14 protein-coding genes are annotated in these 13,230 nt (G+C 64.5%); 2 read left to right on the top strand and 12 right to left on the bottom strand.

Annotated features, from left to right (window positions below; all coding sequences use genetic code 11):
- Positions 1–72: 72 nt before the first annotated feature.
- A complete protein-coding gene (locus BFD71_RS18005; RefSeq protein WP_141710710.1) occupies positions 73–270 on the bottom strand; it encodes a hypothetical protein in 198 nt (65 codons plus the stop codon).
- Positions 271–500: 230 nt separating this feature from the next.
- Here BFD71_RS18005 and uraH point away from each other — a divergent pair, with 230 nt between their 5' ends.
- Together uraH and BFD71_RS17995 are read left to right on the top strand one after the other, a co-directional pair.
- Positions 501–854, top strand: a complete 354-nt coding sequence (gene uraH / locus BFD71_RS18000) for a hydroxyisourate hydrolase (protein WP_028204021.1) — start codon at positions 501–503, stop codon at positions 852–854.
- A gap of 216 nt (positions 855–1,070) precedes the next feature.
- On the top strand, positions 1,071–2,264 hold the full coding sequence (locus tag BFD71_RS17995; RefSeq protein ID WP_069265649.1) for a urate hydroxylase PuuD: 1,194 nt from the start codon (positions 1,071–1,073) through the stop codon (positions 2,262–2,264).
- A 363-nt stretch (positions 2,265–2,627) separates the two neighbouring features.
- On the opposite strand, the gene BFD71_RS17990 is transcribed toward BFD71_RS17995, so the two are convergent.
- The 11 genes from BFD71_RS17990 to BFD71_RS17940 form a co-directional block, all read right to left on the bottom strand.
- On the bottom strand, positions 2,628–3,152 hold the full coding sequence (locus BFD71_RS17990) for an ureidoglycolate lyase (RefSeq protein ID WP_069265648.1): 525 nt from the start codon (positions 3,150–3,152) through the stop codon (positions 2,628–2,630).
- A gap of 18 nt (positions 3,153–3,170) precedes the next feature.
- Positions 3,171–4,181 carry an allantoicase gene (alc, locus tag BFD71_RS17985; RefSeq protein ID WP_069265647.1) on the bottom strand — a complete coding sequence of 337 codons (1,011 nt, stop codon included), beginning with the start codon at positions 4,179–4,181 and terminating at the stop codon, positions 3,171–3,173.
- 82 nt (positions 4,182–4,263) lie between these two features.
- Positions 4,264–4,785: a 2-oxo-4-hydroxy-4-carboxy-5-ureidoimidazoline decarboxylase gene (uraD, locus tag BFD71_RS17980; RefSeq protein ID WP_069265646.1), complete on the bottom strand. Its 522-nt coding sequence runs from the start codon at positions 4,783–4,785 to the stop codon at positions 4,264–4,266.
- A complete protein-coding gene (gene puuE / locus BFD71_RS17975; RefSeq protein WP_069265645.1) occupies positions 4,782–5,741 on the bottom strand; it encodes an allantoinase PuuE in 960 nt (319 codons plus the stop codon). The genes uraD and puuE overlap by 4 nt, the downstream gene beginning before the upstream one ends.
- A gap of 258 nt (positions 5,742–5,999) precedes the next feature.
- Positions 6,000–6,788 (bottom strand): aspartate/glutamate racemase family protein, encoded by a 789-nt coding sequence (locus tag BFD71_RS17970; RefSeq protein WP_069265743.1) that lies wholly within the window; start codon positions 6,786–6,788, stop codon positions 6,000–6,002.
- Between the two features lie 37 nt (positions 6,789–6,825).
- Positions 6,826–8,340 (bottom strand): NCS1 family nucleobase:cation symporter-1, encoded by a 1,515-nt coding sequence (locus BFD71_RS17965; protein WP_069265644.1) that lies wholly within the window; start codon positions 8,338–8,340, stop codon positions 6,826–6,828.
- Between the two features lie 299 nt (positions 8,341–8,639).
- Positions 8,640–9,362: a GntR family transcriptional regulator gene (locus tag BFD71_RS17960; RefSeq protein WP_069265643.1), complete on the bottom strand. Its 723-nt coding sequence runs from the start codon at positions 9,360–9,362 to the stop codon at positions 8,640–8,642.
- A 309-nt stretch (positions 9,363–9,671) separates the two neighbouring features.
- Complete coding sequence (gene ldcA, locus BFD71_RS17955; RefSeq protein ID WP_069265642.1) at positions 9,672–10,598, bottom strand: muramoyltetrapeptide carboxypeptidase; 927 nt, start codon at positions 10,596–10,598, stop codon at positions 9,672–9,674.
- A gap of 25 nt (positions 10,599–10,623) precedes the next feature.
- A complete protein-coding gene (gene tadA, locus BFD71_RS17950) occupies positions 10,624–11,259 on the bottom strand; it encodes a tRNA adenosine(34) deaminase TadA (protein WP_069265742.1) in 636 nt (211 codons plus the stop codon).
- Positions 11,260–11,315: 56 nt separating this feature from the next.
- A complete protein-coding gene (locus BFD71_RS17945; protein WP_069265641.1) occupies positions 11,316–11,726 on the bottom strand; it encodes a DnaJ family domain-containing protein in 411 nt (136 codons plus the stop codon).
- 279 nt (positions 11,727–12,005) lie between these two features.
- Positions 12,006–13,202 carry an amino acid aminotransferase gene (locus BFD71_RS17940; RefSeq protein WP_069265640.1) on the bottom strand — a complete coding sequence of 399 codons (1,197 nt, stop codon included), beginning with the start codon at positions 13,200–13,202 and terminating at the stop codon, positions 12,006–12,008.
- Positions 13,203–13,230 lie beyond the last annotated feature (28 nt).

Here is a 13,230-nt window from a genome sequence, read left to right as displayed (position 1 = left end):
TCACCCGCCGACCTCGCCGGTCGCCCAGGCGCCCGGTGCCGACGCGTCCCGACGAGGACGCCGCTGGCCCGGTTACCCGGCGTCCACCGCCGTCTTCGGGACGCGCAGCACGCGCTGCGCATGGCCTATACGATCCGCAACCAAAATAGTCGTGGCAATTCGCGCCGCTGCGATACCCAAATTTACGCCACGCATATAAAGGTCGATTTTTGGCGTCGCTACGATGCCAACAAGGGACGCGCGAATCCGGGGCGCAATGAGCGACAGCATCCAGGCAGTCCCAGGGCTCACCCTCATGCGTGTCGCTTTATCTTTCCTATCTCGCGCGCGCTCCGGGTGCGATCGTTCTTAAAATGCGTTCACGGCGCTCGCTTCGATCCGCCGACGGGTATGTAGCCACTGATGTGGAGCCTCGATCCGCCGCAATGCATCATGCATGGGATCGAGAGCTGCCGCTGAAACCTCGCAATCGCACCAGGCACTCACAAGGAAAACTGCGAATGGGCAAGCTGACTACCCACGTGCTCGACACCGCGAACGGCCGTCCCGGCGCGGGCATCAAGGTCGAGCTCTTTGCGCTCTCGGGCGACGCGCGCCGCGCGCTCAAGACCGTGACCACCAATGACGACGGCCGCTGCGACGCGCCGCTGCTCGAGGGCGTTGCGCTCGCCAAAGGCGAATACGAACTCGTGTTCCACGCCGGCGACTATTTCGCCGCTCTCGGCACGAAAGTGCCCGAGCCGCGCTTCGTCGACCGCGTGGTGCTGCGCTTCGGCATCGCCGACGCGGGCTCGCACTACCACGTGCCGCTACTCGTTTCGCCGTGGTCGTACAGCACCTATCGGGGCAGCTGAGCGTCAATCGGGCGGCCACCGCAACACGAACTCGTAGGGCATTCCGGGCGATCTTCCAGCCCGACTCATCAAGCCCGAGGACATACAAGAAACAATGGCAGCGCGGCAGCGCGCATGGGTCACTCTGCGGCCCCAACGCTACGCAGCGCGCTCATACCCCGCAGTTAGCACGTGCGTTCAGACGCGCGCGCAATGCATCAGGACTGGAGACGTTTCATGGAAGGCTTTATTACCGATTGGCTGAACCTCGCACTGCGCTGGTTCCACGTCATCGCGGCGATCGCCTGGATTGGCGAGTCGTTCTATTTCGTCGCGCTCGACAACAGCCTCAAACCGCCCACGGACCCGAACCAGCGCCGTCGCGGCGTGTTCGGCGAGCTGTGGCACGTGCACGGCGGCGGCTTCTACAACATGCAGAAGTACACCGTGGCGCCGCCCGAAATGCCCGACGACCTTCACTGGTCGAAGTGGCCGTCGTACACCACGTGGCTCTCGGGCGCGTCGCTCTTCACGGTGCTGTATCTCATGGCGCCGAACACGTATCTGATCGACAAGAACGTGCTCGACATGGGTCCTGTCGTCGCGATCTTCTCCGCGCTCGGCTTCCTCGCCGCCGGCTGGATCGTCTATGACTCGCTGTGCCGCGTGCTTGGCACAAAGGACAAGCTGCTGGGCGTATGCGTGGGCCTCTATGTCGTGATCGCCGCCTACCTCGCCTGCCACATCTTCTCTGGCCGTGCCGCGTACCTCATCATGGGCGCGATGCTCGCGACGATCATGTCGGCCAACGTGTTCTTCGTCATCATTCCGGGCCAGCGCAAGATGGTTGCCGCGATGCTCAAGGGCGAAGTGCCGAACCCGATCTACGGCAAGCGCGGCAAGCAGCGCTCGGTGCACAACACGTATTTCACGCTGCCCGTGGTGTTCGCGATGCTGTCGAACCACTACGCCATGACCTACGCCCACGCCTATAACTGGGCCGTGCTCGTGGTGATCATGCTGGCCGGCGCACTGATTCGCCAGTTCTTCGTGATGCGTCACCGTGGCCAGCAGCTCTGGTATCTGCCGATCGGCGGCGTGGCCCTGATGTTCGTCGCGCTGGTGTGGACGCTGCCGCGCCCGGTCGTGCCTCAGGCCGAAGCCGCGAACGCACCGTCGCTGAAGGTTTCCGACATTCAGCCTATCCTGCAGCAACGTTGTGCGGCCTGTCACTCGGCGCACCCGACGTTGATGGGCGCAGCGCCGGCCGGCGTGATGCTCGATACGCCCGACGAGATTTCGCAGAACGCGCAGCGGCTCTATCAGCAGGCTGTGACGCTCAAGGCGATGCCGCTTGGCAACGTCACTCACATGACCGACGACGAGCGGCAGAAGATCGCCACCTGGTTCCAGGGCGGTGCGAAGCAATGATGTAGTTGGCAGCGCGAGTGGTTTGCCTCGCGCTACGTGAGATGTGACTGGAAGGACCCGAGGCGCGACGCGCTTCGGGTCCTTTTTCCTTTGGTACGGTCATTGCTGAGGGGGTTGCGCGTTGGGCTGCGAACCATTCGGGCTGGCGACGGCAGGCGCATCACGCAGTCGGGCGCCGCTGAGCATACAGAGCGCGTATGCCAACGACCCTCGCCACCTGATCCAATCGACGTATTGAAGCGTCGCACACAGCCATGCATGACTCGCCACGTTTCACCGCGCCTTCATCCGCAAAACGCAAAAAAGCCACGTCTCGGACGTGGCTTTCCCCTGCTGATACGGACTGCCTGGTAATTCCGCGAATTAGCGCATCGCCGCCTTCATCGCTTCTTCCGTCAACCAGAACGACTCAGGCAGATCCTGCTCGTTGAGATTGAGCCCGTCTCCACCGCGGTCGACGACGATGAAATCGCTCACCTCGCCCAACGCAATCAGCGGGTGATGCCAAACGCCCTTCGCATAATTCACGCCCTGCCAGCCGCGCGAAACGAACGCGCGAACCCGGGTGACGTCCAGATCGCCCGCCGGTGCGACCACCACGAGATACGGCTTGTCGTTGAGCGGCACGAACGCCTGACTGCCCAGCGGATGCCGTTCGAGCATCTTCACTTCGAACGGCAGCTCGCGCGGCTGCCCGCGAAAGAGATTCACGAGCGTGCGGCCGCCCTCGTCGGTCACATCCACTTTCGCGAGATCGTGAAAGCGGATGGTCGTCCCTAGATTGATCGGAATCTGCTTCGCACCCGCGAGTTCGATCACGTCGCCGAAGGGCGCGAACGCCTCGGGCGTGAGCGGCTCGATAGTCAGCGTCGTCCTTGTTTCACTCATGATGGCCTCGTCAGCGTATCAGGCGAGCGTGCCCCAGAGGCGTACACGCGACACGCCGCCGTCCGGGATGATGTTGAAGCGCACGTGCGTAACCGGACCGAGCGCCGCCAGTTCGCTTTCGTAGTAGTGCTGCTTGTCCATCTGCAGCTTCTGCTCGCCGAGCAGCACCGGCCAGAACATGGCCTGGGTCACGAGCGAGCTGTCCGTGCCGCCCACCACGCGCGCGGCCTGGAACGAGCAGCGATCGGGATAGTTGCCCTTGAAGTGCGCCGTATCGACTTCGATCTTCTTGATGATGCCCGGCTGTGCGAGCGCAATGATCGCCCAGTCGTTGCCCGGCTCCCGGCGGCGGCGCGTTTCCCAGCCGTCGCCCATGTTCACGCCGCGGCCCGGCATGAGCAGCGTGGAGGCCATGCCAAAGTGCTGGTTGTTCGCGCTAACGAGGTACGCACCGTTTTCCATCGCGGCCAGGTCGAACAGTTCGGTACGGCTCGCGCCCGCCCAGTCCACCTGCGGCTGGCCGTACACGCGCAGACGCGCGATGCCGCCATCGGGATAGATATTCACGCGCAGGTGCGTGTACGGCTTGTCGCTCGACACTTCCACGTAATGGTGGCTATTGCCGTTCAACGAGGTCGAAGGAACGATCTCCGTCCATTGTGTCGTGGCGGTGGGTGCGCCATCGGCCACGTACGCGCCCTCCACCGATGCCGCCGGCGGGTAGTTGCCCGTGAAGTGGCTCGTGTCGATATCGAGGCCCTTGATGACGCCGGGGCGTGCGAGCTTCACGATGCACCAGTCATAGCCGGTCGTGCGCTTGCGGCGCGTTTCCCAGCCGTCCATCCACTTGCCGTGTTCGTCGTACTTGCCCGGAATAAAGACGGCCGGCTCCGGATTGAGCATGCGATCCTTCGGCGCGAAGAAGTCGTCGCTCGCCTCGAGCGCCTGCGCGCCCAGGCGCGGGTCCGCGAGATTCACGAAGCGGCGCGTGAAATCGGGGGCGTTGGGGTCGAGAGTCGGGAGTGCCATCGTTGTCTTCCTTCGTGTCTTTTCTGTAGATCAAAACGGCGCTGCACCCCTTCCGCGAGAAGCCGGGGGGCGCGTCGCCACGTTACGCGTCGATCAGTTCGTCCAGCCTGAAGCGCGCAATGCGGTAAATCTGGTCGAGGCTCGCGCGCATTTCATCGGCGCGGCTGTTGTTCACGCGCGCCTCGAAATTCGCGATGATGCCGTGGCGGTCATAGCCGCGCACCGCGAGAATGAATGGGAATCCGAACTTCTCGCGATACGCGCCGTTGAGCGCCAGCAGCTTGTCGAACTCTTCCTGCGTGCACTCGTTCAGACCCGCGCCGCTTTGCTCGCGCGTGGATTCGGCGGTCAGCTCGCCACGCACGGCGGCCTTGCCCGCAAGTTCCGGGTGGGCGTTGATGAGCGCGAGCTGCTGCGTCTCGCCGGAGGTTTCCACGGCCTGCGACATGGCGCGATGCAGCGCGTCGATGCTCGCAAACGGGCGTTGCTGCGCGGCCGCAGCGGCGACCCAGGGCGAGTGCTCGAAGATGCCCGAAAGTGCCGCCACGAAGGCGTCGACCGAGGCTTGATTCAGCTGTTCGAGGGTGTAGTGCATTGCCTTCATGCGGCGGCCCCGCGGTGGTCGTTCTGCTGCGGTTGATAGGGATGATGCTCGCGCCAGTGGCGCGCGATGTCCACGCGGCGCGTGACCCACACGCGCTCGTGTTTCTCGATGTGATCGAGAAAGCGCTGCAGCGCGCGAAAACGCCCGGGGCGCCCGAGCAGCCGGCAGTGCATGCCGATCGAGAGCATCTTCGGCGCTTCGTCGCCTTCTTCGTAGAGCACGTCGAATGCGTCGCGCAAATAGGTGAAGAAGTGGTCCGCCGTGTTGAAGCCCTGGGGCGACGCGAAGCGCATGTCGTTCGTGTCGAGCGTGTAAGGCACGATCAGTTGCGGCACCGACGCGCCGCCGGTGACCTCCACGTCCATCCAGAACGGCAGGTCGTCGCCGTAGTAATCGGAGCCGTAGAGGAAGCCGCCATACTCGGCCACGAGGCGATGCGTGTTCGGGCTGTCGCGTCCCGTGTACCAGCCGAGCGGACGCACGCCCGTCACGCGCTCGATCGCTTCCATGCCGAGCTTGATATGCTCGGCTTCCTTGGCGGGCGAGACGTCCTGGTAGTGAATCCAGCGATATCCATGGCACGCGATCTCGTGACCCAACTCGACGAACGCACGCGCGACTTCGGGATGACGCTCGATCGCCATGCCCACACCGAACACGGTGAGCGGCAGGCCGCGCTTTTCGAATTCGCGCAGGATGCGCCACACGCCCGCGCGCGAGCCATATTCGTAGATCGACTCCATGCTCATATGGCGCGCGGGATAGGCCGCGGCGCCCACGATTTCGGAGAGGAACTGCTCGGAGCCGGGGTCGCCGTGCAGCACGCAGTTTTCGCCGCCCTCTTCGTAGTTGAGCACGAACTGCACTGCGACGCGCGCCTGGCCGGGCCAGTTGGCCTGCACCGGATACCGGCCATAACCGATCAGATCGCGGGGATATTGGGGATCGAGTGGCATGCTGGTCGAATCAATCGAATAGAGAGAATGAAACGCAATATCCGCACAACGGCGAAGCACCGTGAAGCGGCCGCTGGCGCTGCATTGCAGGGCCTCGCGGACGGTCCGCGCAACCTGCTCACAGGACCGGACCAGTGTAGCGAAATCACCTGTACGCGCCCATACGCACGCTCAGATAGTACGGGTCAAGCGAGGTGTATGTGGCCGCCCGATACGACGTGATCCGGGTGGCCACCTCCGCTTGCGCGCGCTGCGCGTTTACCCGTAACGCAGCGGCCGCACGGGCGGCGGCGTTTCCGTGGCCGGGGCGGGGTTGGCCGGGCTGAAACGCGCGAAGTCGCCGTCGTAGCGCTTGGCGAGCGGGCGCGCGAAGTCGCCGCGCTTGGCGGTCGTGAGGCGCAGTGCGACGAGCGCCTCGACCCACTTCACGGCGGCCGTCACGCCGTCGACCACCGGCACGCCGAGCGCGTCTTCCACCTGCGCGCACAGGCTCGTCATGCCCGCGCAACCGAGCACGATCGCGTCCGCACCGTCTTCTTCGAGCGCACGGCGGCACTCGTCGACGATCGCGCGGCGCGCGGCCGACCCCGGTTCATCGAGTTCGAGCACAGCCACGTCGATCGCGCGCACGTTGCGGCAAAAACGCGTCATTCCGTAACGCTCGGCGAGATGCCAGGCCATGGCGCGCGTGCGCGAGAGCGTCGTCACGACCGAGAAGCCCGGCGCGAGCACGCTCGCCGCATGCATCGCGGCTTCCGCGATGCCCACGACGGGCCCGCGCGCCAACTCGCGCGCCGCGTACAAGCCCGGGTCGCCAAAGCACGCGATCACGTAGCCGTCGAAGCCTTCGCGCTCGCCCGCCTCCACTTCGGCGAGCAGGCCAGGGGTGGCGAGCGCCTCGTCGTAATAGCCTTCGATCGACGGCGGGCCCATCGTCGGGCTCACCGCCACCACCTCCGTGCCCGGTGCGATCACGGCGCGCGCGCACTGCTCCATCGCGGCGGTCATACGCTGCGTAGTGTTCGGATTGATCAGTTTGATGCGCATTTCGATTCCTTCGTCGATGCCTGGTTTTACGCGCAGCTCATGCGTTCGCGCGAGCACGTTCGCCCATCGTGAGCGCACGGTAGAACAACGCGCCGAGTGCGGCACCGATGAACCACGAGAAGTTCGCCGCGCCGCCGAGCGAAGGCACCATCACGCAGAGAATCGCGATCACGGCGGCGGGCAGCAAGGCCGACACCGCGCGCCAGTTCACGCCGTTGCGATACCAGTACGCCCCGTTCGGCGACACCGTGTAGAGATCATCCACGGCAAGACGACCGCGCTTCACGAGATAAAAGTCGATGATCAGCACACCATACAAAGGCCCGATAAAGGCGCCGAGTATGTCGAGCGTGTAGTGAATCACGGCCGGGTTGTTGAAGAGATTCCACGGCGTGATGAAGATCGAGGCCACGGCGGCGAGCATGCCACCCGCACGCCAGCTGATGAGCCGCGGCGCGACGTTGGAAAAATCGAACGCGGGCGAAACGAAGTTCGCGACGATGTTGATGCCGATAGTCGCGATCGTGAACGTGAGCGCGCCGAGAATCACCGCGGTCGGATGATCGATGCGGCCGACCGTTTCGACGGGATCGGTAATCAGTTCTCCGAACACAGGCAGCGTTGCCGACGTCGTGATGACCGTGACGAGAGAGAAGGCGAGGAAGTTGACCGGCAGCCCCCAGAAGTTGCCCTTGTGCACGCTCTTGAGCGACTTGCCGTAGCGCGAGAAGTCGCCGAAATTGAGCATCGGCCCCGAGAAATACGACACCACGAGCGAGATCGCCGTGATCATCACGGGAATCACTTCAGTGCCGTGATACTTCACGCCGCCGAGATTCAAACCGATGTTGTGCCAACCCGCGCGATACACCATGTAGCCCGCGAGCGCGAACATCACGACATAAACAGCCGGCCCCGCGAAGTCGATGAACTTCTTGATGGTCTCCATGCCGTTCCAGAACACGAGGGCCTGCAGCACCCAGAGCGTCATGAAGCCGGCCCAGCCGACCGCGGAAAGCCCGAGCAAGCCGTGCTTGTGCACGTCGGCATAAGGCATGAGTTGCGGAACGAACTTGAGCACGACGATCACGAGCGCGCTCGAAGCGAGATAGGTCTGGATGCCGTACCACGCCACGGCGATGAGGCCGCGAATCACGGCGGGAATGTTGGCGCCGAGCACGCCGAAGGTGCCGCGACATGCCACCGGGTACGGCACGCCGTGACGCTGGCTCGGCCGCGCGATCAAGTTGCAGAGCACATTGACGATGGAGATGCCGACGATCAGCGCGACGAGCACTTGCCAGCTCGTGAGGCCGAGCGCGAAGAGGCTCCCCGCGAACACATAGCCGCCGACGCTATGCACGTCGGACATCCAGAACGCGAAGATGTTGTACGCGCCCCAGGTCTGCTCCTTGAGGGGAGCCAGGTCGTGGTTGTAGAGCCGCTCGCTGTAGCCGGCCGGCAAGCGCAGATTGTCTGCGGACTCGCTGCTTTCGCCAGATTCGAAGTTGGGCACTGCCGGACTGCCAGGTGACGCGCTGAACTGAGCCATGATCCGCTCCTTGGATGGATATGCCGACGGAAAAAAGACGCCTGAACGCCTCGAAACGCGTGCGTACCGCCGCTGGACGCGGCCGCCGCGATATCCCCGAATGGTCTGGCCTTCGCTGGCACTGCGCCGGTCGCCGTCTGCTGGCGCCCTGTAACGCTGTGCCTGTTCTTGCCGTACGCATGCTCTGCATGCGCCCCACTCCATCCTTTTCAGCCGCGGTGGCCACCGTTCGTAGCGGGCCGCCGCGCGTTACTGCAATCCCTTACTGCAATCCGTTTCAGTGCTGCCTTGGAAGCGCATCAGCGTGCCAGCGAGGTCGCCTCGCGCGCGCTGAACACTTCCTGCAAATCGACCGAAGCGCCCGCCGGCCGGTCGAGCATTCGCAACTCGACACCCTGCAGATGGCGCACCATGAGTTCGACGGCCTCTTTCTCGTTTCCGGCCTCGAGCGCCGCGAGAATCGCCTCGTGATCGTCGAACGAACACGGACTGCGTCCCGGCGATTCGTAGAGCGCCGAAATCAGCGTGGAGCGCGCCACGAGCCCGTTAAGACAGTCGCACAGCACCGTATTGCCGGTGAGCGTGGCCAGCGACGTATGGAACTCGCCCGAAAGCCGGATCCACGTCGGGAAGTCGCGCCCTTCGAAGGCCTTGCGCTCGCGCCGGATCGTCTCGCCGATGGTCTTCAGCCGACGGTTGCCGTGCTGCGCGCTGCAAATGCGCCCCACTACTGCCAGCTCGATGATCCGTCGCATCTCGAACACCTCGTGCACTTCCTGGAGCGACGGGCTTGCGACGAACGCGCCACGATTGGGCTCCAGATCCACGAGGTGGTCCTTCGCGAGCAGCGCGAGCGCCTGGCGGATCGGGCCGCGCTTCACGCCGAATACTTCGCACAACTGTGCTTCGGTCAACTTCGCGCCGGGCGGCAGCCGGTGCTCGAGAATCGCTGCGCGGATTCGCGCGGCGATTGCCTCGGGCTTCATGCCGGTTGCTTCGGCGTCGATATCGGTCTTTCGCATGGCTCGTGTCTCTATGCTGGGTATCCTAGGTTGGACATAAATATTGTCAACAATTATGTTGGCGAACCTGGGGAAGATCCCCACGTGCGCGCCGACTGCCACGTGCCTCGTATCGGTGAAAGGCGCTCCACTTCGGGGAATTCAGCACCTGCATGGTGATTTGTTGCCCCAATCCGGGCGAATTTTTTGTCAACAATTTAGAGAAGAAGCGTTGGCGTGAACATTGTCAGATGCCGCTTGTGACTGGCCGTTAGTTGCATAAGACTCCGTGAAAAAAGCGCCCGAAAGCGCTTCCATGTCGGTGCGAAATCAACTCAGGTGCGGATACCCGCTCACGATCAGCTCGAAACCGTGCGCGGTGGTGGTCAACTGCGCAGGTGCGCCCATCGGCAACGTGACCATGTCCGGAATATGGCCGAACGGCAGGCCCGTGACCACCGGAATGCCAACCACGGCGCGCACCTGCTCAACCATTTCGCGCAGATCGTAGCCATTGTCGTAATCGAACTGCTTGTGGCCCGTGAAGTCGCCCAGCACCAGGGCTTGCTGGCGAGCAAGGATGCCTGTCAGATGCAACTGATAAATCATGCGCTCGATGCGGAACGGCTGCTCGTTCACGTCTTCGACGAACAGGATGCCGCCCTCGACCGGCGGCAGATAAGGCGTGCCGATCAGCGAAGTCAGCACGGCCAGATTGCCGCCCCAGAGCGTGCCCGAAACACTCGTCGACTGGGCCTGCGGCGCGTTCACCTTGAGCGTGTAGTTCGGTTTCGAGAGCGCGCCCCAGAAGTGATGCATCGTGAAGCTGCTGAGACTCTCGGCGCCGAAGTCGCTGCAGAGCATCGGGCCGCCGAACGTCGTGAGCCCGGCGCGCGCGAGCAGCGCGAGCTGGATGGCGGTGAAATCGCTATGCCCCACGAACGCAATGGGCTGATCCGTCAAACGCCGCTGCAGACCGTCGTAATCTAGACCGTGCAGGATGCGCACCGCGCCATAGCCGCCACGTACGGCGAGTACGATGTCCGGCAGGTCGCGCGATGGGTCGGCGAGGCGATTCAGTTCGGCCGCGCGCTGGCCATCCGTGCCGGCAAAACGCTGATAGCGCCGCTCGGTCGCCTGCACGCCGTTGACGTGATGGCCCTGCGCCCGCAACCGGACAAGCGCTCGGTGCACCGCTTCCGCATCATGCGGATAACCGGACGGAGCAACCAGCTCGATGGTGCGATGAATGGTCATGTCGAATTCGCTTCAACCGTGAGATTCAACCCGCGGGTCCGTCCGGACCGGCTACGCCAGTCCCTCCCTGCGCCTGCTCAGCCTGTTCCCGAGCCTTGCGGCGCGCTTCCCGGCTCGCGCGGCGCCGATCGGCGAAGAACGCGCGCAGCGCCTCGCCGCACTCGTCCGCCAGCACGCCTGCGGACACGCTCGTGTGATGATTGAGCTGCTCGTTGGCGAAGGCGTCGACCACGCTGCCGCACGCGCCGGTTTTCGGATCATGTGCGCCGAACACCACACGTGCGATGCGCGCGTGCATGATCGCGCCGGCACACATCAGGCACGGTTCAAGGGTCACATAGAGTTCGCAGCCCGGCAAGCGGTAGTTACCCAGCGCGTGCGCGCCCGCGCGCAAGGCCGCCATTTCGGCGTGCGCGGAGGGATCGTGCGCGCCGATCGGGTGGTTGAAGCCCGAGGCGATCACTTCGTCGCCACGCACGAGCACCGCGCCCACGGGCACTTCGCCGGCGGCGCGCGCCTCTTCGGCGGCGGCCTGTGCGAGGCGCATGAAATGCCGGTCGCGCTCGGAGACGGGATTGAGCTGGACGTCGGATTGAGGCGCGGGTGTGGACGCCGTCACGAGCGGATCGGCGGGAACCGATCCAGCGGGCGAAGTGACCACCGGGTGCGCCTCTTCGCGTTCGCCGCCGGGGGCGTCTGGCTGGACGGGACTGCCCGTCACGCCGCCCCCGCCGGGAGCCCCGGGAGGCCGGGCTCGCCCGCTGCGCGTTCGGACAAACGCTCCGCGATGCGGCGGCGATATTCGTGCGGCACGACCATCGGTCCGCCGCGCAACGATTCGAGCGCCATGTCGAGCGCCAGCATGCGCGCGCGCAGACGACACTGCACGGCCTTGTCGCCCACCGTGGCGAGCTCGTCCTCGAGGTCGCGCAAGGCCCGCAGCTGTTCGACTGCGGGCGGCACGAAGCCCGCGTTCTTCAGGATGCGGTGGGCTATGCGCACTTCTTCGGGCACGAGCAGGTCGTCGTCGAGCGTCTGCGGCGCACCGGCGCCGGGCAGGTCGTCGAAGTCACCGCGCGCGGCCGCGGCGGCAATCCGTTGTTCGACGAGGGCATCAAGCAATTTCATCAGCAATCCACTACGTTGCGGCTCACGCATTCTATCAGGGTGAGACCTGGAAGACCGTGCGCGGCCGGCATGTGTGCCATCTACCCCCTGCAGCTTGACAGACCGACGGTTTGATGCGAATGAAAAGACGCGGGCGTCGCAATCTGGAATCGCCTGATGGCAGCCGGCTGAGGCAGCCGTTCCAAGGGCTGGATGCAAAAACGCCGCTGGAGCGTCCGGCACATACCGGCACGCCAGCGGCGCAAGAAAGATATCGGGGCATTCGGCCCCGCCCTTCCCTTAGTCCTTCATCACCTTGCCGACCGCGTCGACCACCACGCTCACGTTCTTCTCGTTCAGGCCTGCCACGCACATACGGCCCGAGCGCAGGATGTACACGGCGAATTCTTCTTTCAGGCGCTCGACCTGCTTCTCGCTCAAGCCCGTGTACGTGAACATGCCGCGCTGCTTCACGTAGCGAGCGAGCGCCGCTTCGCTCGCATGCGAGCGCAGGCCGTCGTGGATCGCCACGCGCATGCGCGCAATGCGCTCGCACATCGCCGCCAGCTCCTGCTCCCACGACGCCTTCAGCTCCGGCGTGCCCAGCACGCGCGTGACGATCTTCGCGCCGTGCGTCGGCGGATTGCTGTAGTTCGCGCGCACCGAGCCCGTGAGCTGGCCGAGCACGCGGTCGGCGGCCGCCGCGTCTTCGCAGATCACGTGCAGCCCTCCGCAACGCTCGCCGTAAAGCGAGAAGTTCTTCGAGAACGAATTCGCCACGAGCGCCGGCACGCCACGGCGCGCAAGCTCGCGCACGGCGAACGCGTCGTCCTCGAGGCCCGCGCCGAAGCCCTGATACGCCATATCGACGAACGGCAGCAGGTCGCGCTTTTGCAGCACGTCGATCACTTGCTCCCATTGCGCGCGATCCAGGTCGACGCCCGTCGGGTTATGGCAGCACGCGTGCAGCAGCACGACGCTCTTCGCCGGCAGCGCGTCGATGGCCGAGAGCATCGCCTCGAACTTCAGGCCGCCCGTCACCTCGTCGTAGTACGGGTACGTGTTCACCGTGAAGCCCGCGCGCTCGAAGATGAAACGGTGGTTCTCCCACGTCGGATCGCTCACCCACACCTGGCTGGTCGCAAAGTAGCGCTTGATGAAATCGGCGCCCACCTTGAGCGCGCCCGAGCCGCCCAGCGTCTGCACGGTCGCGATGCGGCCGGCCGCGCGCGACGGGCAGTCGGCGCCGAACACCAGTGCCTGCACAGCGTCGCGATACTGCGCGAAACCGGCCATCGGCAGATACGGCTTCGGACCCGGCTCCTCGAGAATCGCCGCCTCGGCCGCGTGAACGGCCTTCATGACGGGCAGACGGCCTTCGTCATCGAAGTAGATGCCAATGCTCAGATTGACCTTGTTCTGACGCGGGTCCTTCTGGAAATTCTCGTTGAGCGAGAGGATCGGGTCGCCGGGGTAGGCATCGATGTGTTCGAACATGCTGTTTAACTCTCTGGACGAAATTCGG

The sequence above is a fragment of the Paraburkholderia nodosa genome (genome assembly GCF_001718195.1).
GTDB lineage: Bacteria > Pseudomonadota > Gammaproteobacteria > Burkholderiales > Burkholderiaceae > Paraburkholderia > Paraburkholderia nodosa_A.
Note: the sequence above shows the minus strand (reverse complement) of the source record. Positions and strands in the feature narration are given on the sequence as shown.